Raw genomic sequence first — 23,833 nt, 5'->3', positions numbered from 1 at the left:
ACAGAATATCGACGTTTCATTGGCTAACAATATGAGAACGTTTCGTGGGATAAAAAACTAATAAGCTCTCGCTTTCCGATCGAGAATCATCTTTTATTACTAGATACCTCACTTCATTTCGTTATTCACTTATGAAGCGCCGCACTTTCCTCACTATCGCATCGCTCTCCCTTCTTGTATCCAAACTTCCTGCCAAGGCTTCTCGCTCGCGCCGAGCCGCGGTGATTGGGCACACAGGGCGAGGCAACTACGGGCACGGGCTAGATGTCGTCTGGCAAAAAATTCCGGGTGTCGAGATCGTCGGTGTCGCCGACGCTGACTCCAAAGGGCTCCAGAAAGCGTTGGACCGGCTCAAAATCGAACGAGGCTTCAGCGACTATCGTAAAATGCTCTCGGAACTACGCCCGGAGTTTGTATCCGTCGCACCCCGACACCCAGACCAGCATATGCAAATGGCACTCGCCGCTATCGAAAACGGCGTGAAGGGGCTCTACGTCGAAAAACCCTTCTGCCGCACACCGGCCGAGGCCGACCATATCCTCAACGCAGCGGAAAAACACGGTGCTAAAGTCGCTGTTGCCCATCGCAATCGCTATCACCCCACTCTGCCAATAATCGATAAACTGATCGCTGACGGCGAGATCGGCCGCCTATTGGAGATCAGGGGTCACGGACTGGGTGACAGACGCGGCGGCGGTGAAGACTTGTGGGTGCTCGGTGGCCACGTTTTCAACCTGTTTCAGCGCTTTGGTGGCGAGCCAGAATCATGTTCGGGCACGATTCTGCAAAACGGTAAACCGGTGACGCGCAAAGACGTGGTAAACGGAGCCGAAGGGCTTGGACTCCTGGCCGGAAACGAAATCCACGCCCGCTGGCGACTCAACAGTGGTGTCACTGCTTCTTACACCACCTTTGCCGAAGACGGATCTGATAAGAAAGGATATGCAGCGCGACTGATCGGAACCAAAGGTGCTATTGCCATCCATATCGATCGCGACCCGATCGCCTGGCTCTGCCCCGGGAACCCCTTCGATCCTGCCTCGCGAAGTAACGACCGCATTCCCATTACCAGCGCGGGGCTTAGCCAGACGGAGATTCAGCCGGGTCTCATCGCGAGCGTACACGATCACACACTCGCGATCCAGGATTTGATCGACGCCGTTGACGATGATCGCGACCCCCTTTGCGACGGTCGCCAAGGAGCCATGGCTGTCGAAATGACCTGCAGCATTTTTGAGTCGCACCTCCAAAACGGAGCCTGGGTTCCCCTCCCCTTGACCGAGCGCGACAATCCCTTAAGCAGACTTTGAGCACCGCTCAAGTTGAATCATAAATCATTAAAGAATGACATCGCAACTACGAACGACAGACCTGATTGTTCTAATCGTCTACATGGCGGGTGTGTTCGCCATGGGGTGTTGGTTCGCGCGTAAAAGCGGCAAGCCCGAGGGATTCATGGCGGCGGGACGCTCGCTGCCGGGATGGGCGGTTGGGCTTTCGATTTTCGGTACCTATGTCAGCAGCATCGGGTTTCTAGGCAACACCGGCAAGGCCTATGGTGGAACATGGAATTCATGGGTATTTGGATTATCACTACCTATCGCGGCGGTCATCGCAGTCCGTTGGTTTATCCCGCTTTACAGAGGCAGCTCTGAGGTCTCCGCCTACTACCATCTAGAAAAGCGCTTCGGACCCTGGGCACGAACTTATGCCTTGGTCTGCTACCTTATGTCCCAGCTTGCCCGCATCGGAACGATTCTTTATCTCGTTGCTTTGGCCCTCTCGCCTCTCACAGGCTGGGACATTAAGACTATCATCCTAGTGACCGGCGTTCTTGTGACCGCTTACACTTTGCTCGGGGGAATCGAAGCCGTAATCTGGACGGATGTCGTGCAAAGTTTTGTTCTAATAGCGGGCGCCTTTCTCTGCGCCGGATTGATTCTCACCGGAATGCCCGAGGGCTCTGGCCAGTTGTTCGAAATCGCTAAAGAAAACGGTAAATTCAGCCTAGGCAGTTTCAGCCTCAGCCCCGGGTCTTTCACCCTACCGCAGCCCACTTTCTGGATTGTCCTAATCTACGGCGTATTCATCAATATCCAGAACTTCGGAATCGATCAAAGCTTCGTGCAGCGTTATGCCACCGCGAAGTCCGATCGTGCCGCGAAGTCTAGCGTCTGGCTCGCCGCCCTGCTGTTTCCCGTCATGTCGGCCCTGTTTTTCTTCATCGGAACGGGTCTGTTCAGTCTCTATGAAGCGAATCCTGAAATGCTGAATGAAGTCAGGACACAGGTTGTGGTTACCCAATTGGCCCAGGACGGGCTTACGGCAACCAACGACCTCATTGCCGCTAAAGCCGCTGCTCTATCGGCCGCCGAGGTCGGTGACAAAGTTCTGCCTCACTTTATCGTCAATAAACTGCCCATCGGACTCGCGGGCCTGCTGATCGCCGCCATTTTTGCAGCCGCGATGAGCAGCATGGACACGAGTTTGAACAGCTCCGCGACCCTTTATCTTTGCGACATCCACAAGCGCTACTTCCGCCCCGAAGCCGGCGACAGGGAATCGATGCGCATCCTTCATGGGGCGACGTTGATTGTCGGCATAGCCGGCACGCTGACCGCCTTGGCGATGTTGCGCGTCAAGAGCGCACTAGACGCCTGGTGGAACCTCCAGGGCATCTTCACCGGCGGCATGCTCGGGCTGTTTCTTCTCGGCCTGATTTCGCGAAAGGCCCGGAATCCGCATGCCATTATTTCCGTCGTCGTTGGGGCGCTTTTGATCCTCTGGCTGTCGCTTTCTAAAACCGGGCTTTGGCCTGACAGAATATCCGGTTGGGCGAATCCGCTTCACTCCTTCATGACAATCATTTTGGGCACCAGTTCGATCGTGCTACTCGGCGCACTGGTAGGCCATTTTGCCGATAAGCGAACAGGTAGCTCTGAGCGCCGCGAAGATCAAAATGTCAAATAATTTCCAAATGCCGCGAAGCGACGTCACTTTAAAGATCCCTATCATGCCCAAGATCCTAATGCCCATCGGAGACGCCACCGAGGCACTCGACACTTTTTATCCGTATTACCGTCTTCCCGAGGATGACTACGAAGTCGTCGTCGCAGGCCCGGAAGCGAGGCTTTACCATACGGTGCTCCACGAGATCCCGCCCAATCCAGATGTGCCGTGGGACATCACCCAGGAGCGTCCGGGCTACCACCTCAAAGCCGACATCGCCTTCCGCGATTTGCGGGCCGAAGAATATGCGGGTGCCTTCATCTCAGGCGGCCGGGCGCCGGAATACATTCGCTATGACAAGGACCTGCAACGCTGCGTTCGGGAAATCGCGAAAGCCGGTAAACCGATCGCTTGCATCTGCCACGGAATCGAAATTCTCACCGCCGCCGATTGTATTCAAGGCAAACGTGTCACTACAGTTCCCAAATGCGCCATGGATGCCGAACAAGGCGGAGCTACCTACGTGGACGATGACGTGGTCTTCGACGGCCTCCTAGTAACGGGACGCGGTTACGCCGAAAACACAGTGGTGGTGAAGGAATTCCTTCGACTGCTAAAGGCCGCCGAAGACTGAAAAAGGAATCGTCAAGAAAGCGTGCAGTGCCCTACAGTCTCCTCCAGCCTTAAGGCAGTCTTGCCTGCCTGGCGTTCGCCTGGGTCAAATACGATTGAAGCTCGTTACGAAGCTCGGTTGTTTTTGCGGGAAGTAAATGGCTGAGGTTGTTGAGCTCAGACGGATCTTCGTTCAATTCGTAAAGTTCTGAGTCTCCCTGTTCCTGAAAATACAACAGTTTATAGTTTCCTTTGCGTATAGCGGAATGAGGTCGGGTCTGGCTGACTGAAAAATCATCCACTCCGATATCCAGAGTCGCGTTGCCAAACTTGGGGCCTTCGGGATGGTAATATGGAAAATGCCAATACAAGGCTCTATCGAAATCTTGGCCGGGATCCTCAAATAATGGCGTCAGGCTAAGACCATCTCTACTCTTTTCAAGTGAGCCCTCAGGCGCTCCGACCACTTCGCGAAAGGTAGAAAACAAGTCGTATCCAACGACTGGGGTATCGCTCACGGCTCCTCGAGCAATATGGTTTGGCCACCGAACCAACAAAGGCACACGAATCCCACCTTCGTATAGATTCCATTTGGAACCGCGCAATGGAGCGTGGGAGGCGTATTCCGGATGGCCTCCATTGTCAGAGATGAAAACCACCAGGGTGGATTCTCTGTGACCCCTTTCGTCCAGTCCTTTCAGCAATTGTCCCACATGATGATCAAGCGTTTCAACGAAGGCAGCGTATTCGATCCGTAACGCGCGATTAGGTGCATCTTTGGGAATCTTGTTTTCATACTTGTCTTTCAACCATGCGTAGGGTGACTGAACCGGTGTATGCACGAAAAAGTGAGAAACGATGAGGAAGAACGGCTCATCGCGGGATTCCTCCAGAAATCGAATCGCCCGCTCGGTTATTCCATCTCTATGATACCGGCCTTCCTCGCTCAATACTGAGAGCCTTGTTTTGCTGTAGGGATGGGACCCGAAATCCTCCTCAGCGATTGCGAAGCCTTGTCGTTGCGGGCCGTGACTCGGACTCCAGCCCAAATAGCGTCCCTGATAATGTGGATTTAGATGCCATTTGCCGAAATAGGCAGTTTGGTAATTTGCCTGCTGCAACGTTTCGGCAATAGTCTCCTCGCGAAGTTCAAGCGCCACGGTAAACGGGGGTGTTTTAAGTAGTTGAGGAGGCTCGATGATCTGTTCTCCCGGTTCAGCTTTCACTACAAATTCCAGCCCAAGCCGGGCAGGAGTTTTCCCCGTAAGAATGCTTGCCCTAGCTGAAGAACAGATGGGAGCCGGCGAATAGGCCTGGGTAAAACGCATTCCTTCCGTCGCCAGTCTATCAATATGAGGAGAGTGGTGCCAGGGGTGGCCGTAAGATCCAAGATCGGTCCACGCTAGATCGTCGACAAGAATGAAGAGAATATTGGGCCGGGCAAGGACCGGGAACTGAATTAGAAAGAAGAAAGCTCCTACGAAAATTGCGAGAGCGACGCTACCTCGCGATTTTCGGTAGCCACCAAAGTGCAAGCCAAAGCCTAGAATTAGAGTGAGCTTTATCCTGTGCCCGATCCGCATAAAACGACCAAATTAAATTCATCTTAACCGAGATCACAATCCGAATCTTTCTTCCGTCAATATTCCTATTGCCGAATGATTATTTTGCAACTGTGAGAAAAGAATTGCCATTCCAAGACAAAGACACGGGACAACGCGATGGCCGAAGTTATAAAACCTAGTTCCGAGCGAAAGCGGCAAGACTAACCCTCGCAGTGGGACTGGACCAACTAACATCCGCAAGTCTTAGCGGGCGCCTGCACCTCGGCTTGCGGCAAGCTAGTCGCTGCCAACGTTCCAACCGAGGACCAAATAAACATTCTCAGATTATGAGGTAATTTTGATGATATTAGGGGAGTATACTGGATCAGCTAGGGTACACTCACACGAACACGGTCCCAATAAAGAGCCTTGTCGACCCCGGCAACCCGTGCGCGAATAACGACCTGTACCTGCTGCTGCCCCGAAACATCTATGTCGTCTTGCAGGACTTGATACGTTTCGAAGTCTTCTTGTGGATCGGATGAGAAACTCAGCGACTCGATCAGTTCTTCTCTTTCGTTGCCAAATTGGTAATACACCCCCAGAGAATCAGATGACCCGAGGCGCCCAATCTTAATGGCGTCCACCGCGATGGATATGCGGTCCACTTTTTCGATATTGATTTTCTCACTTTGCCAGACGGTTTCCCCTTCGGTGTTCAGGGCACGAATCTTACCGTTGCTTGTCGCTACCCCTCCGGTCCCAAGAGTGGTCCAGGCCGTGGCTCCATCGTCATGAATGACTCCGTCGGACAGATCGAAGTCTTCACGCCATATTGTCCTTAGTTTTTCATTTGTCGAAATCTTTGGCAGTGTTTGCAGAGGTTCGTTCACATGCTCGCGTCCGTCTGTGAGCCAACTTAGATTGAAGCGTACAAAATCAATTCCGTCCCTACCCGCATGTCCGTGATTGTGTGCCAGGGCGATGTCGTAGTTGTCCATTACAACCACTGAGCTATAGCCACCCGCTTCGTGGATGACTCGCCTGAACGGCCAGGTCTTTCCTTCGTCATAGCTGACAAAGCAGGTCAAGTCCCTGCGTTTAAACACCACCGGGTGAAAGGCAAAAAGGCGGGTCCCATCTTTAGTTTCCATACGCGTGATGGATCCGTGGCCGGATTCCCAGGGCAGATCGCGAATGGTTTCCAACCCATACCAGGACTCACCGCCATCGTCACTGTACATGAAGTTCCGGTAGTCCGGATCCAACCCAGGGTCCAATTCCCCATGCGAACGAATATTCATCAATACGCGCCCATCGCTTAGCTCGACGATGCTCACCTCATCCGAGCCCTGTACCGCCGTTTCACTCACTTGCCATGATTCGCCGTGATCATCGCTGTACCAAACGACCGAGAAATGACGGTCTTCATGAGTCACGATGTGCCCGGGGATGAGCATGCGGTCTTTGTATGTTCCGACTTTCAGTTGAATGCCTGGGCCGGGATTGTTGCGCCAACGCTTCCACTCAGGACGGAGCAAACTGTCCGGAATTCGGATCGGGTCGGACCAAGTATAACCGCTGTCGTCGGAGGTTATATAAAAGAGCCGTTTCTCGCTCTCGTTGGTATTCATGAAGTAGAACAGCCGACCGGTCGTCTCGTCCACCACTGGAGCCGGATCTTTCCATCCTGCATGGTCTTCCTCCAAGTGTCCCCACACTGCTTCGTAAGGTCCCCAAGTGATGCCACGGTCTGTACTGCGGCGCATGAGCACATCCTTCTGACTGTGATCGCTCACCCCATAGCGTGCTTCTACAAACGCCAATAAGTCTCCATTGGGACATTGGATCAGTCCTACATTTCTGAATCGATAGACCTTACCAAGATGCTTGCCATTCTCGAACAGCGGACGAATCTCGTAATGGAAGGGTTCTTGATCCTCCGCAGTCAGCGGAGCAATTACAGAAGAAAGGGCCGATGCACAGATGAGTATTATGTTAACGGATTTCATGGTGCTCAATTTGGAAAAGCTTTTAGGGTGAGGGCAATAGAGACCGTAAATTCATCCTGAAATCATACTAGAAAGCGATCACTAATTTGCGAATGCATAACAAGCCTACTCAAACAATTCAGCAAACTGTAACCGTATCATCAACGCCTACATTCTATGCCCGTATTCGCTTCCCACCCTAATTTTCTCTCCCAAAAAAAGTTCTATGGTTTCTCTATAATGAGATTTGTGAAATAAATTGCGGTAATTCATTTATAAAACAGCAAGAAAGACAAAAAGAGCTTCTACATTGTTTAGCTCATTATTCTTGGCGAGCTAGACCGTTAGCCTGTCCATAAATACAATTTCGAGCTTGGCCAAAGTTGGCAATCTTCCTCCGAGTGGCTAATCCGCTTGCAGACATTCACGCATAGACAAGGATAGTCCCTTAAAGATGAAAAGGACCCTTTTAGTACTCTGTTTTAGCTCGGGCTTCACTCATTGGGCAAGTGCCCAGGAAAATTCGCCAATTGCGGACCCCCCGAAGCCAAACGTAATTGTAATCGTGGCGGACGACCTCGGCTATGCGGATGTGGGATTCCATGACGTGGTAGCTGACGGAGTAAGGACACCGCACTTGGATAAACTGGCAAAGTCTGGTGTCATTTTCAAAAACGCCTACGCCTCATCTCCTATTTGCAGTAACTCTCGCTTGGCTATTTCCACAGGACGGTACCAGCAGCGCTGGGGAGCTTACTACTATGGGGATGGCGGCCTGCCGACTTCCGAGAGCACCATTGCTGAAATGATGCAAGAGGCGGGGTACCGTACGATGAAGGTGGGCAAGACCCATCTCAACTTTGGTCCCAAGGAGCACCCTATGACGCACGGATTCGAGGGCTATCTCGGCTTCGAGCAACACTCCTGGGACTTCAATCTGCTCAGCCAAAAGGATGTGGATGCCTACGAACGCAAATCCAAGGGAAGCATCGCCATCGCCAGCCGAAAGATCGGTATCGGACCTCTCACCCGAAACATAGATCAGGAACAGTCCTTTGAAAATACCACTACGACTGAAGTTTTTGGTCGCGAGTCTATCCAGTTCATTAAAACGAAAAGCGAGAAGCCCTTTTACCTGCAGCTCGAATTCAATGCCGTCCACACACCGCTCTACCGGCTGCCCAAACGTCTCGCCACAAAGTACGAAGTGCCCGAGCGTGCCTTCGATCGAAACGCCGCTGTTTGGGAGTACCCTCACTGGGACCCGATAGCCCAGCCTGACCACAATGCCTGGTATAGCGACACCTGCCACCTTGTCGTGCCAGACCCCTATGGCCGTAGAATCTATTTGGGCCATCTTGAATTGATGGATACAGCGATCGGTAAGATCTTGCAAACTTTGAAGGAGGACGGATTGGCTCAAAATACGATCGTGATATTCACCGTCGACAATGGAGGCTCCGACCAGTCATACGCCAACAATGGCAACTTGAACGCGTACAAATATTGCCTCATGGACGGCGGAATCAAAGTGCCGATGGTCATGTCATGGCCCGACCAGATACCGGAAGGCCGTCACGTTGACGCTACCGTTACTCATCGTGATATATTCGCCAGCCTTTCAGAAATATCGGGGATCGCCCAAAGCAAACCACTGGATGGTAAAAGTCTAATGCCGCTGATTTCTGGATCCGCAGATCAACTACACGATAACGAGACGCTGTTCTGGGACTCTGGTGAAACACAGAAAAACTGGGTTGCACGACAAGGAGATTGGAAACTCGTCTATCGACAAGAAGCGAAGACCTATCAAGCGTATCAGCTTGATGACAATGGGTTGGTGAAAACGGAATTTCGCAACGTCCCCATTCCCAATGGACTGCAGCTCTACAACCTTCGAGAAGACCCCGGCGAAACCAACAATCTTAGCTACAGTCAACCGGAGAAAGTGGCGTCGCTAAAAAAACAATACGAATCTTGGCGCAGACAAATGTCCGACCGAATCCGAGGGAGAGACGCTCTCTAATTTTTGGCAAACTCCAATACCATAATTCCATATTAGGCTACCGTAGATAGGCGAAGTCTCTAAATTTTCGAAAACGAGACAATATCGATCACTCGCCGTTCTTTTAGAGAGGCTTCGGTGGCGAATCCTTTGTGATAGCGCATGGAATGACATACGCTGGTGATAACTCCATTGCGAGCTTGGGCCGCGGCGATTTTCTGACAATCCTCGAACCGGACCGCCATCGGTTTTTCCAAGAGCATATGATACCCTTTCTCCATGCACGCCACAGCGGGTCCGACATGATCCTGATCCATAGTAGCTATTAACACCGCATTGCAGAGCCTGTCCGCTGCAACGAATTCCCTCCATTAGAAAACGCAATTCGCCTCAGGTATCCCATGCTTCTCTTGTATCGCTTTGCGGTACGCGTCGCGCGGTTCGGCAACCGCAACAACGGTCGCCAAATGAGGATTATCGCCGATAATTTTGGAAAATCCAGTTCCGCGCCCACCCGCGCCAATAATAGCAATTTTAATCATTATGCACCTCTTTCAATCGCCCTGTTAAATTCATTTTCACCCAATCTACAAGGCCACGTTGCAGGTCGTCTCGTCAAAGATCCCGACTAGTAGGTGGTTGAGACTACAGTCTTCCCGCAAATTCCTATCAGCTGATTGTGGTTTCAGTGAAACTATGCTTCTATCGGATCATATCAGGGCAACTGCCCTCACGAATTTTCTGTGACTTAATATTACAACTACCTTGATTGAGACGAGCCCCCATACTGCGATACTGGATTGCCCATGATAAAAATCGCGCTTAGTATACTCCTGACTATTTTTCTCAGTGCCTGTAGCGATGAGTTTAGCCGACCCCGACCCTATGTCCTCGCAACCGCGACTACGGGTGGCACTTACTACCCCGTAGGCGTGGCCATTGCTACCATCGCCCATTCTCAACTCTCGCAAACCAAAGGCATTCCCCTAACTGCCATTAGCTCCGCGGGCTCTCTGGAAAACGTTAAGCTGTTGCGGGATAATCAGGCCCAGTTCGCTATCCTTCAAGGACCGTTTGGCGCTTGGTCCTGGAGTGGCGAAGGACCGGTCAGCAAACCGCAAACCCATATACGCAGCGTCAGCGCCCTGTGGGAAAATGTCGAGCATTTCGTCTTGCTAACCCGCTTGGCAGAAACGGGGACTATGATGGACCTTTCAAATCTCGATGGGGAACGCTTTGTACTCGGCGGGCGCAATTCCGGTGCCGAGAAAACCGGCCGTTTCATTCTCGAGACACTAGGGATCGATTATGAGGAGAAATTCAAGCTCGCATACCTCGGTTACGGAGCCAGCGCTGGAGCCTTTCAAGACGGCAATATTGTCGGAATGAACATGCCTGCTGGGGCGCCGGTGAGTTCCATCACCCAGACCTACGCGCGGATGGGGGATCGCATGACCATTCTCAACTGGACCCAAGAATCGCTGGACAAGCTCAACGCGCGCTACCCCTTGTGGGATTGGTACGAGTTTCCTCCAAATACTTATCCTAACCAAAAAGAAACGATTCACACCATTGCATCACCCAATGTGCTGGTAACTCGGGTTGATATTCCAGAAGAAGCGGTTTACGAAATCACGAAAGTCATCTGGGAAAACCTTGCCACCTTGCAGGAAATCCATGGCACGACCAAGAGCATGCGACTGGAGATTGCGGTGAAGGGCCTTGGAGCTCCCCTGCATGCGGGCGCCTTGCGCTACTATCGGGAAATGGGCCTGGAAATACCAGACCGGTTGATTATAGATGAGGCGCTCAGTGACCCAACCGCTAGAGCCGCAAGCCGACTATGAAATCACCATACCTCAGATGGGCCGCTTTCATCTTCGCCCTGTTTCATATCTATTCCAACGTATTTGCGAGTATTTCCGAACTGTGGCTGTCCGCGATACACTTTGGGGGGTTCAGCGCTATCTGTGCCCTGACTGTAAATGAGTCTAGAGGAGTGCGGCAATTTACCACGCGGTATTGGGTTAATATTGCGCTAGCGATCACTGCAGCGATCACGTCTGCCTACCTGGTTCTATTTGAGAACGCCCTTTATGCTAGAGAAACTGAATACATTCTCAGCGACTATGTGTTTTCCATTCTGGGACTCGGGCTGGCCATTGAATTCACGCGCCGCACCTCAGGCTGGTTCATGCCCATACTGATCCTGATCAGCCTGTCCTATATTCTGTTCCTGGGCCGATATATTTCAGGAATATTTTCATTTCCGGGACTTAGTCTCGAGACGGTACTCTATCGCTCCTTTTTCACCAGTGAAGGCATGTTTGGGATGATCGCCAATATCTCTGCGACCTTTGTATTCATGTTTATTATTTTCGGAGCTTTTCTACTGCGTTCGGGAGCCGGCGATTTCATGGTCCGTCTAGCCCGTTGCCTAACCGGACGCATTGCTGGCGGGGCTGGGCAGATGTCAGTGATCGGCTCCGGGCTGATGGGTTCAGTTACCGGTTCTGCGGTGGCCAACACAGTCTCCATTGGCGTCATCACCATTCCCATGATGAAGAAGTCCGGATTCTCCAGTCGATTTGCTGCTGGTGTGGAGGCCGCTGCATCAACCGGCGGAGCTCTGATGCCACCGGTGATGGGCGCAGGGGCGTTCGTGCTGGCAAGCTACACCCAGATACCCTATCTCACTGTCATCGCAGCCTCGGCTCTGCCCGCCTTGCTATACTTTTTGACCGTGTCCTTCTTTGTCCGCATTCAGGCCAAACGTCTTGGGCTGAAACCGACAACCGCCGAGGATGCAGAAAAATTCTCCGCCATATTAAAAGAGGGCTGGCATTTCATCATTCCACTGGCAACGCTCGGGGGATTCCTAGTGGCCGGTCGCACCCCCACCAGTTCAGCTGCCTTCGCTATAATCAGTGTGATCGCGGCCTCGTGGCTATCCACAAAGCCTATGCGCCTAAGGGATATATTCGATGCCACTGTGGATGGCGTACAGAACATGGTAGCCACCGCCTTATTGCTCGTGGCCGTAGGTATTGTGGTCAACGTCGTTACCACCACAGGGGTCGGTAACGCCTTTTCATTAATGATTGTGGAATGGGCCCAAGGCAGCCTGCTGATAACTCTGGTCCTAGTGGCACTGGCCTCTCTCGTCCTGGGGATGGGACTACCTGTGACTGCCTCCTATATCGTACTGGCCACCTTATGTGCTCCCTTGATTTTCGACCTCATCAGCCAGTCCCAACTCCTAACCGTGCTGCAGGCTGGCAATCTGCCCAGCAATGTAGCCGCCACGCTGAGCCTGTTCGGGGGCGATCCGGTGCTGGCACTCAAGGGGATGCCCCTGGAAATGAAGCAGCTTTTACGGGAGGAATTGCTAGAGCCGGAATTGCTGACTGGCATGCTGCTCAGTGCGCACTTGATAATTTTCTGGCTATCCCAGGACAGTAACGTGACCCCACCCGTTTGCCTAGCCTCCTTCGCAGCCGCAGGAATTGCCGGTACGCGCCCGATCCCCACCGGACTCACAAGTTGGAAAATCGCCAAGGGCCTGTACCTCGTTCCGGTCTTGTTTGCCTATTCACCATTGGTTTCAGGCTCCTGGCCCGAACGTTTTGAAGTTTTCCTCTGGGCGAGCATGGGACTCTACGCTTTAGCTGGTTTGCTGGAGTGGCATCTTGAAACCCGTATCAATTCATTGATCGCAGCATTGCTGCTTCTCAGTGCGAGTTTGCTGATGTGGACCCCTTTGCCGATTTACTATCACGTCTGTGGCGCAGTCATTCTGCTTTCCATCATACTATATCAGAACCGCGAAGCTGATACCCGGGCAAATATCCAGCCGATAAAAACGTAGGTGAATCGTGCATAGATCAAGAATTTGCGTCTCGTAAATCGTATAGGTAGTCTCGTCAGGGATTCTGAGCAAAGGCGTATTTTAGAGACAGGATCTCGGCTTTTCAAAACGGAGACAACTCTGCTCCATCACACGATTGGGTCAGGGCTGGACGCGTCTCTTGCTCAGGCCAAAGCTTTCTCATCATGTTGGCGCCGTTCTCGAGTATCCTTTGTATGACCTGAACTAAAATGCTCCCACCCTAAGCTATAAGCTCTTTGACCACGTGCCCATGCACATCGGTCAGTCGGAAGTACCTACCTTGATATTTATAGGTCAGTCGCTTATGGTCGATGCCGAGAAGATGCATCAAAGTGGCGTGAAAGTCATGCACATGCACCCCGTCCTGCTCTAGGTTGTATCCATATTCATCCGTAACGCCATGGCCGTAGCCTGCGTTCACACCCCCGCCGGCCATCCACGTAGTAAAGCAACGAGGGTGATGATCCCTACCAAAATTCGTTTTAGTCATCTTGCCTTGGCAATAGTTGGTGCGTCCAAATTCGCCTCCCCAAATAACGAGCGTGTCTTCCAGAAGACCGCGAGATTCCAAGTCCTTGACCAATGCCACCGAAGCTTGGTCGGTCTTTTTAGAGTTGTCTCTCACATTGCCGGGACAATTTCCGTGGGCGTCCCATCCCGTATGGAAAACCTGGACAAACGGCACCCCGCGTTCCGCGAGTCTTCGAGCCATAAGGCAATTGGCCGCGTAGGTACCCGGCTCGGTTACGCCTTCGCCATAGAGATCCAGCGTTGCTTTGGACTCGCCGCTAATATCGGACACCTCAGGCACCGAAGCCTGCATGCGAAACGCCATTTCGTACTGCTCAATCTGGCCTTCTAAAACCGGATCACTCTGCTGACTCACTTGGTACTCGTGCAACTCCTTCAAGTGATCAATGGTCTTACTGCGACTGGAACGGCTGATACCGTCAGGATTGTTTAGATACAATACGGCATCTTTATCTGGCCGAAATCGGACGCCGTCATGGCGACTCGGAAGAAATCCACTCCCCCAATACCGGGAGGTAAGTGGCTGTCCTTTCGCCACTTTAGGTGTGAGAACCACATACGAAGGGAGATCCTTATTCTCACTCCCCAAGCCATAAGACAACCAAGAACCCGCTGTAGGGCGCCCCGGTATCTGCGAACCAGACATCATCATAGTCACCGCAGGACCGTGGTTGATCGCCTCTGTATACATCGACTTAACAAAGCACAATTTGTCCGCGATGGACGCCATATGGGGCAGCGTCTCGCTAAACCAAGCCCCACTGTTCCCATGTTGTTTGAACTCGAATGGAGAGCCCGCTAATGGGAAACTAGCCTGGCTTGTGGACATGCCAGTCAGACGTTGACCCCGGCGAACGGAATCGGGCAACTCCTGACCATGCTCCTCATTGAGTCGCGGCTTGTAGTCGAACAAATCCATCTGGGAAGGTCCGCCCGATTGAAAAAGGTAAATGACCCGTTTCGCTTTAGCCGGGAAGTGAGTGCCCGCCAAGGCCGGGCCCTCATTGATACGTCCTTGCAGAGGATTCATCATGCTACCCAAGGCGAGTCCTCCCAAGCCCATTCCCATTTGATTTAGGAACGAGCGCCTCGTCATGCCGAGCGGATTTTCAAAACCGGTACAGAGTGGATTTTTCATCGTTTTATCAGAGATTCATTGGTGTTCATAATCGCATTTATAACGACTGCGGCCGCCGCATGTTCTCTCGGGTTTTCGTAAAGCGAAACAGGTGAATTCCCGACCTCTAAGAGCGCATTGGCATCGGCTGGGTTAGCGTCAAATTCTTTGCTCTGGGCGGTGTAGAGGTTCGAGAGAATCGCCACTTCCTGGGACTCCGGTTGCCGGCTGGTGAGAAGATAATACGCTTCTTCGATGACCGCCGCTCGATCGCCCCTGTGCTTAGCCAGTAGCTTATCTCCCAGGACACGAGCCGCTTCTACGAACTGGGGCCCATTCAAAATCACCAATGGCTGAAGGGGCGAAAATGTCGGCTCGCGCTCCAGACTGCATACATCGCGCTTAGGAGCATCGAAAGTGACCATCATTGGCGCGGGTGAGTTTCGTTTCCATAGTGTGTACAAGCTTCTTCGATACAAGCCCTCATCGGTATCTGGCTCCATCGGCTTAAACGATACCGCTACCTCATATGGCTTAACCGGGGGACCGCCAACTTTGTCAACCAGCAATCCGCTCACCGCGAGAGCGTTGTCGCGAATCATTTCCGCCTCCAAACGATTTGGGTTGCTGCGACAGAGAGTGAGGTTTTCGGGATCCTTGGTAACGCTCGCCGCGTCACCGAAGGTGCTTTGGCGATAAGTCGCAGAAAGCACGATCCCCCGCATGAAGTGATGCAAATCCCAACCGTTGTCGACGAAGTCTCGGGCCAACCAATCGAGCAACTCTGGGTGAGTCGGGTTACTTCCCTGCAGGCCAAAGTCCTCTGGAGTTCGTACCAGTCCTGCCCCAAAGATCATCTGCCAATATCGGTTTACCGCCACGCGGGCCGTCAATGGGTGGTCGGAGTCCGTTAGCCAGCGAGCCAGGCCCAGACGATTGCGTGGCTGGTCGTCTAGGAAGGGAGGGAGCGCTGACGGGGTATTCGCATTAACCTCTTCCCCTCGGGAGTCGTAGGCACCTCGGGTCAGTACGTAAGCCGGTCGTGGTTCTTTCATTTCCCGCATCACGCTGATCTCAGTCAGTCCGTCCATCGTACTATTCCAGTCGTACCGGGCTGACTGTAACTCTGATCTCAACCGCATGGAAGGAAGATAAGCGGTGGCCAGAAAGTGATCGTAAAGTTCCTCGTTTCCACTCCCCACTGCCGCATCTGCCACCGTTTCAAAAAGTGGAGACATTGGAGTCATCTTGTGAAGCAGCCGCGCTTCGAGTCCGGAGATTTCCCGGTTGAACATCTGGAATTCATCCATTTGCCCTTTCACGAAACCGCGATCCCGATAGCGCTCGCCCAAAACTAGATGCTCACGAACCAGTCCCCCGTTTGGAGTATGCCAATCCGTAATTGTTTTCGTAAGATGATCCTTGATCACCTCTAATTTCATCGGTTCCCCATTCAGAAAAACCTTCACTCCCGACGCCTTGCTGGAACCATCATAGGTCACTACCAGATGAGACCATTCGCCGACTGGCACGGCTTGCTTCGCTTGTACACGCATGGCGTTGCCGGGCCAAAAATGAATCAGCGACGCGGTCGGTCTACCGTTCATCAGCATGAACTCGTATCCCATGCTCGCCGCATCGTCGGCTCCTCCTCCTCGGCTGAAAAGGCTTTCACGAGGGGCGTGCTGATTCGGACGGACCCATACCGAAGCCGAAAAGGGATGCTCGCGCGGGAAGTGGCCCACATCGAAGACCTCCATCTTATCGTCACCAGTGAATTGTATTGCCTTACCGGTTACGCCAGGAACAAGGACGTTGAGCTTTGTTGTCTTAGCAGGTACATCAGGAGCGGAGGCGTTCGCAATGCTCTCACCATCTCGTTCATCAAAGGAGATCCATGCCACACGTCCTGGCCAGTCGAGTTTGGGCTGCGTTTCCAGCCACTTCTCAAACGCTGCCTTAGCCTCGGAGGTTGTGTTAACCGACGCCAATTTCCCGGAAAGCGTATCCATCTTTTCCTCGGCCTCTGCTAAGCCTTTGTTTGCCTTTTCGCTCGATAGGGACAGTGCAGGTGTCGGGACCGCGTCTGAGAAAAAGGCGATGAGACCGTATTCTTCAATGTTGGCAAAAAACGAGCTGAGTGAATAGTAGTCTTTTGTGGGCAGCGGATCGTATTTGTGGTCGTGGCACCGGGCACATTCCATCGTCAATCCAAGAAACGCAGAACCAAACGTATGCGTCCGATCTGCCACATACTCGACACGATACTCCTCCGGGATGATACCGCCTTCCATGAGATGGCCATGCAATCGGTTAAAAGCCGTCGCGAGAATGTCATCCTGAGTGGCGTTGGGGAAAAGGTCTCCCGCCAATTGAGTCGTTACAAACTGGTCATAGGACATGTTTTGGCGAAAGGCATCTATCACCCAATCACGCCAAGGCCAAACCCGTCTTTCGTGATCGCGCTGGTAGCCATTGGAATCTGAATACCGTGCCACATCCAGCCATTCACTGGTCATACGTTCGGCGTAGGCAACGGATGAGAGCAGCCGATCCACCACGGTTTCGTAAGCGTTTTCTGAATCGTCTGCCAAAAACCCTTCGATGTCTTCAATCGAGGGAGGTAGGCCCTTAAGATCAAAACTCACTCGACGCATCCATTTCTCGCGCGAGATTTCCTCTGCTGGAACCACCGACGCTTCCGCAAAGCCATGCTCAATAAAGCGGTCAATCTCGTTGCGAGCCCAATTGGATTTCGAGTTCGGAACCTCCACGCTATTCGGCAACGGCTTGAAGGACCAATGAGTGTCATATGTTGCCCCTTCCGCAATCCAACGATCGAGGAGTTTCTTCTCCGCTTCGTTTAGAGACAAGTTCGAGCCTGGCGGTGGCATTCGGTCCTCGTCTTCTTCATCCCAAATCCGCCAGTGCAAGTCGCTCGCCTCGATATCACCCGGAACGATTCCAAAAAAGTCGTCCCCCAAATCCGCAATGGCATGCTCCCGCGTGTCTAATCGAAACTCCGATTTCTGGTTGTCGGCGTCTGGACCATGACACTTGAAGCAGCGGTCCGAGAGAATCGGACGAATATCTTCATTGAACGACAATGTGTCGCCCGAAGACTTCAGTGAAACGGTTGCTAGGATGCCGCAGAGAAGGGCTATCAAGGTTCGAGATTTCATCAAAGCGTAAGCAATATATATTAAACCTCAATCGGCGTCTAGTATCGTAATCAGAATTTTTTGTGTGTCTTGACGGTTCAGCACGATTGCTTTCGAATAGCTAAAGGGGACATGAGTTAGTGCTTTGGATAGAAACGGGATCCCTGAACCAATGAGCATATGAGAAACCGAATTCCACCGAAGCTATTTTGGTAGGATTAGACGATCATTAGCTTAATCAAAAAAAGCCCGTGATACATAGATCGCGAGTGTCTCGCCCATTCCAATATCTACTGGGCAACGTTTTTCCTGTTATCCACAATCCCATTTAAATAAACTTCGAGGTTGGTGTAGTCTGATGATAGATCGAACCCATTCCGATCCGAGGCACGATTTAAATCCAGGCCTTGTGCCGTTTCCCAAGCATCGGGCATACCGTCATCATCCGTATCCTTTGGAGCCTCTTTCGATCGATAAAGAGGCCAGCTCCCAACATCTGTGTGAGTGTTTATCAGTCCGTTTTCTCCTAATCGAGCTTCTCCGGTTGAGACCTCGTGAACGATCCGCAAATCGATTCGATCCCGGGCTAAAGAAGCCCCTGCCCCTGCTAGAACCAATGGGAGCGCTTCCCCAGCAGTTTGCTCGATTATAGCAGGAAATTCGAACGCGACCGCCGCTCGATTTGCCGCCTCAGTCGCGCCGTCCATAAAAACGATCCCCCCATCCCAATTATCCTCGGTCACCTTCTCATGCCCATATACAAAATTTCCTTTCGCAAAAAATGAAGTTTCGTAGGCTTGGGAATCTTCCGGGCGATTCGGTCCTCCGGGTTCAATATCCTGGTCGCTCAACTGAAATATCCGTCCGCTGACTCTAGGTTCCGTCGCAGGTCCCGCCTTGTAATAATTATTGACCCAGTTCACGTGCGACGCCGTCGCATCATAACAACTATTATAACCCCAATTATAAATTACGTTGTTTCTGAAATCGACCTTGCAGTGCCTCCGTCCTGTTATTTTCGGATTTCGAGAACTGTGATGAGCAAACAGGTTGTGATGAAAGCTCTGACGAAGACTTCCAATGATTCCTCCATAACCATGAGGCCCTTTATCATGAATCGAATCGCGGAGGCTCTCCGAAATCATACACCATTGAACCGTCAGCAAATCGACCTCGCCGCTCTGGCAGGACAATGCTTCGTCCACCGACCAGCTTGCCGAGCAATGGTCCACAATAATGTTTTGTCCTGAGTTTATAGATACAGAATCTGAAACCTGTCCCGCCTCATCCCCCAAGCGAGAACGAATGTAGCGTACAATCACATGACTCGCTCGGATTTCAAAAGAATAGTCCCGCAGGCAAATACCGTCCCCTGGGGCCGTTTGCCCGGCAATCGTAAGGTAGTCGCTATCCACGATCAACTTCGACTTGAGACGAATCAAACCCGACACGCCAAACACGATTGTACGCGGTCCGTTTGCCGAGCGGATTCCCTCACGCAGCGACCCCGGCCCCGAGTCCTCGACATTCGTAACCGTATACACATCGCCCCCACGTCCTCCTTTCGCATAAGCTCCAAATCCTTCGGCTGAGGGGAAGGCAAGCGTCTCTTGAGCGAAAGCTGTTATATCTGCTTGGAATATAAAAGCGAGAGCCGCAACCCGAACCAATACCGGAACCGTCATCACTAATCGGATACTCTTAAACTTCAATTGAAACATTTCCTTTGACCTGGCCCTCCAATCAGAATTTGTCCTTTTTGGAAGCGCACTTCAGCTTTCGACTAAAGTGTGCGAGAAAGTCATCTCTGCCAATCGAGAAATCAAACTGTAGACCGTCTCGTCAAGGTGACAACCCCTCCCAAATCGACATGTCAGCGACCTGTCCTTCAATCAATTTACAGGCCAACTGCCCCACCGAAACGACTCACAGAAACCACCGTCTCAGCCTCCGACCCATGCCGAAAACTAGTTTTTCTTTCCTACGTACCGCAAGCGGTAGATCCTATTGCCGGTATCGTCGCTAAGGAGGATGGTGCCGTCAGGAGCCTGAATGCAGTCGGTTGGGCGCCCTAGGACTTCTTCGCCATCCTTGAGGAAGTTGACCATCTTTTGCTCTCCGTAAGGGTGACCGTCTTCGAATAGAATGCGCGATAGGCAATAGCCCACCTTCTGGGTGGCGTTCCAGCCTCCCTTTTGGACGACAAATGCATCCCCATGTCCTTTGGGAATCTTATTACCCCTGTAGAAGGTCAACGAGTTGGCCGAGCAGTGAGCCGCCATAGTCCATTCGGGGATGGTCGTCATGCGGGCGTACTTCATCAAATCGGGGTGGTCGATGAACATTAGATTCGGCATCATTTTCCCTACGATCCATGGGTGACCGTAAAACTTGCCTTCCTCGTAATGGTTCAACTCGGCCGGCGGATTGTGGTCGGTTATTGGCTGGCCTTCCTCCGAATTCCTTTCGCGTTTTCCTTCCATTTCCCAACCCATCATGTCGACGTCGTGATCCACTCCCCAGATCTCGTCGGTTCCCGGACGGACCACTAGCTTCTCGGTATTACGAATCCCCGAGGCAAAAAGCTTCTTGTCCGACCCATCCACGGCGAAGGACCAGATTTTTTTCCGCTCCGAAGCGTCGATTGGTTCATCGGTAGCATTGCCCTGGTCGCCCACGTGCGTGTAGATCCGCCCTTTGTGTATCAAAAGAGCCCGCCATCGATGCCCGGTTGCTTTGCCGGTAGGGAGATCGCCAGCCCCCAGAATCTCCTGAACCTTGTCTGCCTTGCCATCCCCGTTGGTATCCTTGGCCCGGGAAATCGCGTTCAGCTGGGCAAAATATAGCCAGCCATTGCGAAACTGAACCCCTTGAAGCCTGCTTTTGGGATCCTTGCCCTCAATGAAAGGCGTTACAGACTCATAACTCCCGTCGCCATCCTTGTCCCGGCACGCGAGTATCTTTCCCTCTGCGATCACGCTGACATACAAAACGCCATCCTTATCCAGTGCCATGAAACGCGGTTTCTTGATCGTGTCCTCAACAACCGTCAACTCGTAGCCGTCTCTAACCCACACACCGTCAGGAACTTCAGCTGCATTCACTTGGATCGAACTAACCATGAGGAAGGTCGACAGAGAGACTATTAGAGTGCGTTTTTTCATAGGGGAACTATTGGGTTGAAATAAAAGGAGAACGAATGTTGGCGATAAATTCGCAAACAAGCAACGCGAATAAAGCTTTCGAAATACCTAGGTCAATCTACCCAAACACGTCTCGTCTCAGATCGCGGATGCACATGAGCCCTTCCCAGTCTGAGCCTCGCATCTTGCGCGGACCGTGATTGCGGTCTCTCTTTTAATACGGTAGGTTTCGCGACTCGCGGTATCATCCATCATCCTATCGATGGCCACCTTTTCGCCGCCCGGAATGGTCTTGAAAAATTTAAGCAACCGCAGCACGCACTTACGATCAGCCAGATTGGTTTGGGTTTGCGTCGCCGCATTCGTCGAGTCCGCTCCAAAGATGTGATTCGTATTCCCACGCGTGCTCCTAATCTGCCTGCTCACCAACGCATCCCGCAAAAACTCTATTCCCTAACTGGGGTTCATTTGCTATACTGATCGAGAGAACCGAACCCGATTGACGAATGCCCACAAATCAATTCGCTCATTTCTGAAATCGTTCAATTCTCAGGTAGTAGAAGAGCTCCGTATGAAAATAACACCCTTACTCGCGGCGGTTTCCGCCACCATCCTATTGATTTGGTCTGCCGCAGCAGAGACGCTCGTCTACCAGGGAACCCGGGGAATCGGTACAGGGAAGCATATCGTTTTCATTGCCAACGACCATGAATATCGCTCGGAGGAGACCTGTCCTGCTCTCGCGAAGATCCTAGCCAAGCGACACGGATTTCGCTGCACCGTCATCTTTGGTCTCGACGAGAATGGTGCCATCAAAGGGGGCGGCAGAAACATGCCGGGAATGGAGGCTCTCAAGGATGCGGATTTGCTGTTTTTCTATGCCCGTTTCATGAATCTAACGGATGAGCAAGTGGGATTTCTGGTCGACTACTTCGAACGAGGCGGTCCCGTGGTCGGAGTCCGCACCTCTACCCATGGATTCAATGGACAAAAAGGAAAGTGGGCGAAGCTCAATTACAATTACACGGGCGATGATTATTTTGGCGGTCTGGGTGAGCAGATCTTTGGCAACACCTGGCACAAAGAGCGGGGGCAGTCGCACTATGGCTCGAACCACGTCATGGGTTGTCGCATAACGCCAGACGCCACCGCGGCAGCTCATCCCATATTGATGGGAGTCGAAAGTATCCACGCCTACTCGGGTGCCTACAAGTCGCAGCCTCCTGCAGACGCTACGCCACTGCTAGACGTGCAGGTGCTCAATACGTTTCATGCAAGTGACGATCTGAATACAGATAAACCGGTCGTAAACGCAGGCTGGAGCCGGGATTCCTATATCGCCCCCTCTGGTGCAAAAAAGAACGCCCGGGTCGTCTACGCGTCCTATGGGGCATCGGAAGACTTGCTCAGCGAAGACGGCCGCCGGTTTCTTATCAATGGCTGTCTCTGGGCTGGCGGATGGGAAAACAAGATCAAGCAGAACCTGAATGTTAGCATCGTCGGGAAATTCACCCCCAGCGCCTACAACAACGGGGTCGGCCTGGCTGGCGTAAAGCCACTCGACCTGGCTGGCTGGAACAGCCAAATTATGCCAGCCAATGCTGAAATCGGAGGCCTTTCTGATCCGGAAAAAGTGAAGAAGCTGGCTCGAGTCATCAAAAACCGCGCTGAACTTCGTGCCCGCATTGCGACCGAGTATCCTGAGTTATTTGCTAAAGGCGGCCTGCTTGAAGGCTTTTGAATGAAGAAGGCGATTCGTTTCAGGAGGTAGGGCTGCTTCTGAAACGATTAGGTCAAAAAGATGAGGCCACCACGACACTTCCCTAAAGGCGTACCGGCGTCTCTAGTGGCTCTCCTGCAAAAAACCGCTCCAGGTTTTTCAACATCAATTCACCCATAGCTGTACGAGTATCTACCGTTGCACTACCAATATGCGGTGCAAGGATGACATTTTGCATTTCCAAGAGGGCTTCCGGCACATGGGGCTCGTGGGCAAACACGTCCGAAGCGAATGCCCCCAGTCTTCCGTCTTGCAAGGCCTCAACGAGGGCCTCCTCGTCGACAATAGATCCCCTCGCGATATTGATCAAGGTTCCATCTGGTCCCAAGGCGTCAATGACTTCGCTATCTACTAAGTTTCTGGTCTCCGAGGTCGCCGGGCAAATCACGACCAAGTATTCTGAATCTCTCGCCATTTCCGTTAAATTCGAATAATAGCGATAGGGAATATTTTTGTTTTCGCACCTATTATGATAGGCCAATTGGCATCCAAACACCTCTAGCTTTTTAGCGAAATCCCTGCCAATCCCTCCCAGGCCTAGAATACCCACCTGGCGACCACGAATGCTTTTCTGCAAGCCCATTTTCCCTTTCCTAATCCAATCACCTCTTCGCACGTATTTGTCCGCTTCCACAACTTCCCTAGAAATTCCAAGCAGAAGCGCCACAGCCAAATTAGCGACATCGTCATTTAAAACCCCTCGAGTGTTTGATACTTGTATACACTGTTGCTTCGCGTATTCCAGATCTACATTGTCAATACCGGCGCCGAAGCATATCACGGCTTTCAGATTTGGAAATCTAGCCATAAATTCCCCACTCGCGCCCAAGACGCCATTCGTAGTTATTGCGGTGATACGATCCTTAACCTTCTCTACGAGGGCATCGGGATCTTCGCTCCGATGCAGTGCGTGAACTGTATATGTATGGAAGAGACGATCCGTCTCAGCCTTCATCATGTCTCTGATCCTACCCATTAACAAAACTTCGTGTTTTCTCATCGGATTTGAGGTTTAAATGAGACGATCGGTAGAGGTCAATGATATCAACGACAAAAACCTATCCAAATAAGGCGTAGCGATTTTGTTTTCCGGAAAGTGCGCCTGAATGTT

At 52.0% G+C, this 23,833-nt stretch carries 15 protein-coding genes and 1 pseudogene; 7 read left to right on the top strand and 9 right to left on the bottom strand.

Features of this window, described 5'->3' with window-relative positions; genetic code table 11:
* The first annotated feature begins 131 nt into the window (after positions 1 to 131).
* The 3 genes from GA004_RS04895 to GA004_RS04885 all read left to right on the top strand — a co-directional run bounded on the left by GA004_RS04895 (position 132) and on the right by GA004_RS04885 (position 3,583).
* A complete protein-coding gene (locus GA004_RS04895) occupies positions 132 to 1,310 on the top strand; it encodes a Gfo/Idh/MocA family protein (RefSeq protein ID WP_283396185.1) in 1,179 nt (392 codons plus the stop codon).
* 100 nt (positions 1,311 to 1,410) lie between these two features.
* A complete protein-coding gene (locus tag GA004_RS04890) occupies positions 1,411 to 2,970 on the top strand; it encodes a sodium:solute symporter family protein (protein WP_283396184.1) in 1,560 nt (519 codons plus the stop codon).
* Positions 2,960 to 3,583, top strand: a complete 624-nt coding sequence (locus GA004_RS04885) for a DJ-1/PfpI family protein (protein ID WP_283396183.1) — start codon at positions 2,960 to 2,962, stop codon at positions 3,581 to 3,583. The genes GA004_RS04890 and GA004_RS04885 overlap by 11 nt, the downstream gene beginning before the upstream one ends.
* A 49-nt stretch (positions 3,584 to 3,632) precedes the next feature.
* Here the strand turns inward: GA004_RS04885 and GA004_RS04880 are convergent, their stop codons facing one another.
* Together GA004_RS04880 and GA004_RS04875 are read right to left on the bottom strand one after the other, a co-directional pair.
* Positions 3,633 to 5,144, bottom strand: coding sequence for a sulfatase (locus GA004_RS04880; RefSeq protein ID WP_283396182.1), 1,512 nt, complete (start codon positions 5,142 to 5,144; stop codon positions 3,633 to 3,635).
* Positions 5,145 to 5,494: 350 nt separating this feature from the next.
* On the bottom strand, positions 5,495 to 7,117 hold the full coding sequence (locus tag GA004_RS04875) for a sialidase family protein (RefSeq protein WP_283396181.1): 1,623 nt from the start codon (positions 7,115 to 7,117) through the stop codon (positions 5,495 to 5,497).
* Between the two features lie 433 nt (positions 7,118 to 7,550).
* Here GA004_RS04875 and GA004_RS04870 point away from each other — a divergent pair, with 433 nt between their 5' ends.
* Complete coding sequence (locus GA004_RS04870) at positions 7,551 to 9,122, top strand: sulfatase family protein (RefSeq protein ID WP_283396180.1); 1,572 nt, start codon at positions 7,551 to 7,553, stop codon at positions 9,120 to 9,122.
* A gap of 59 nt (positions 9,123 to 9,181) precedes the next feature.
* Here the strand turns inward: GA004_RS04870 and GA004_RS04865 are convergent.
* Positions 9,182 to 9,445 (bottom strand): annotated as a pseudogene (locus GA004_RS04865) (Gfo/Idh/MocA family oxidoreductase); the annotation flags it as partial.
* A gap of 27 nt (positions 9,446 to 9,472) precedes the next feature.
* Positions 9,473 to 9,643 (bottom strand): hypothetical protein, encoded by a 171-nt coding sequence (locus tag GA004_RS04860; RefSeq protein ID WP_283396179.1) that lies wholly within the window; start codon positions 9,641 to 9,643, stop codon positions 9,473 to 9,475.
* A 264-nt stretch (positions 9,644 to 9,907) separates the two neighbouring features.
* Between GA004_RS04860 and GA004_RS04855 the strand changes: the two genes are divergently transcribed.
* Together GA004_RS04855 and GA004_RS04850 are read left to right on the top strand one after the other, a co-directional pair.
* Positions 9,908 to 10,948: a TAXI family TRAP transporter solute-binding subunit gene (locus GA004_RS04855; RefSeq protein WP_283396178.1), complete on the top strand. Its 1,041-nt coding sequence runs from the start codon at positions 9,908 to 9,910 to the stop codon at positions 10,946 to 10,948.
* Positions 10,945 to 12,969 carry a TRAP transporter permease gene (locus tag GA004_RS04850; protein WP_283396177.1) on the top strand — a complete coding sequence of 675 codons (2,025 nt, stop codon included), beginning with the start codon at positions 10,945 to 10,947 and terminating at the stop codon, positions 12,967 to 12,969. The genes GA004_RS04855 and GA004_RS04850 overlap by 4 nt, the downstream gene beginning before the upstream one ends.
* Before the next feature lie 241 nt (positions 12,970 to 13,210).
* Here GA004_RS04850 and GA004_RS04845 read toward each other — a convergent pair whose 3' ends face one another.
* From GA004_RS04845 to GA004_RS04830, 4 genes are all read right to left on the bottom strand, one after another.
* Complete coding sequence (locus tag GA004_RS04845; protein WP_283396176.1) at positions 13,211 to 14,659, bottom strand: DUF1501 domain-containing protein; 1,449 nt, start codon at positions 14,657 to 14,659, stop codon at positions 13,211 to 13,213.
* Positions 14,656 to 17,820: a DUF1553 domain-containing protein gene (locus tag GA004_RS04840; RefSeq protein WP_283396175.1), complete on the bottom strand. Its 3,165-nt coding sequence runs from the start codon at positions 17,818 to 17,820 to the stop codon at positions 14,656 to 14,658. The genes GA004_RS04845 and GA004_RS04840 overlap by 4 nt, the downstream gene beginning before the upstream one ends.
* A gap of 269 nt (positions 17,821 to 18,089) precedes the next feature.
* Positions 18,090 to 19,520, bottom strand: coding sequence for a pectate lyase family protein (locus tag GA004_RS04835; protein ID WP_283396174.1), 1,431 nt, complete (start codon positions 19,518 to 19,520; stop codon positions 18,090 to 18,092).
* A 246-nt stretch (positions 19,521 to 19,766) separates the two neighbouring features.
* On the bottom strand, positions 19,767 to 20,963 hold the full coding sequence (locus tag GA004_RS04830) for a PQQ-dependent sugar dehydrogenase (protein ID WP_283396173.1): 1,197 nt from the start codon (positions 20,961 to 20,963) through the stop codon (positions 19,767 to 19,769).
* 550 nt (positions 20,964 to 21,513) lie between these two features.
* Here GA004_RS04830 and GA004_RS04825 point away from each other — a divergent pair.
* Complete coding sequence (locus GA004_RS04825; RefSeq protein WP_283396172.1) at positions 21,514 to 22,683, top strand: ThuA domain-containing protein; 1,170 nt, start codon at positions 21,514 to 21,516, stop codon at positions 22,681 to 22,683.
* A gap of 82 nt (positions 22,684 to 22,765) precedes the next feature.
* Here GA004_RS04825 and GA004_RS04820 read toward each other — a convergent pair whose 3' ends face one another.
* Positions 22,766 to 23,722, bottom strand: coding sequence for a 2-hydroxyacid dehydrogenase (locus GA004_RS04820; RefSeq protein ID WP_283396171.1), 957 nt, complete (start codon positions 23,720 to 23,722; stop codon positions 22,766 to 22,768).
* Positions 23,723 to 23,833: the final 111 nt, after the last annotated feature.

Source organism: Candidatus Pelagisphaera phototrophica (assembly GCF_014529625.1).
GTDB classification, from domain to species: domain Bacteria; phylum Verrucomicrobiota; class Verrucomicrobiia; order Opitutales; family Opitutaceae; genus Pelagisphaera; species Pelagisphaera phototrophica.
The sequence above is the reverse complement of the archived record's forward strand: the minus strand, read 5'-3'. Positions and strand labels throughout refer to the sequence as shown.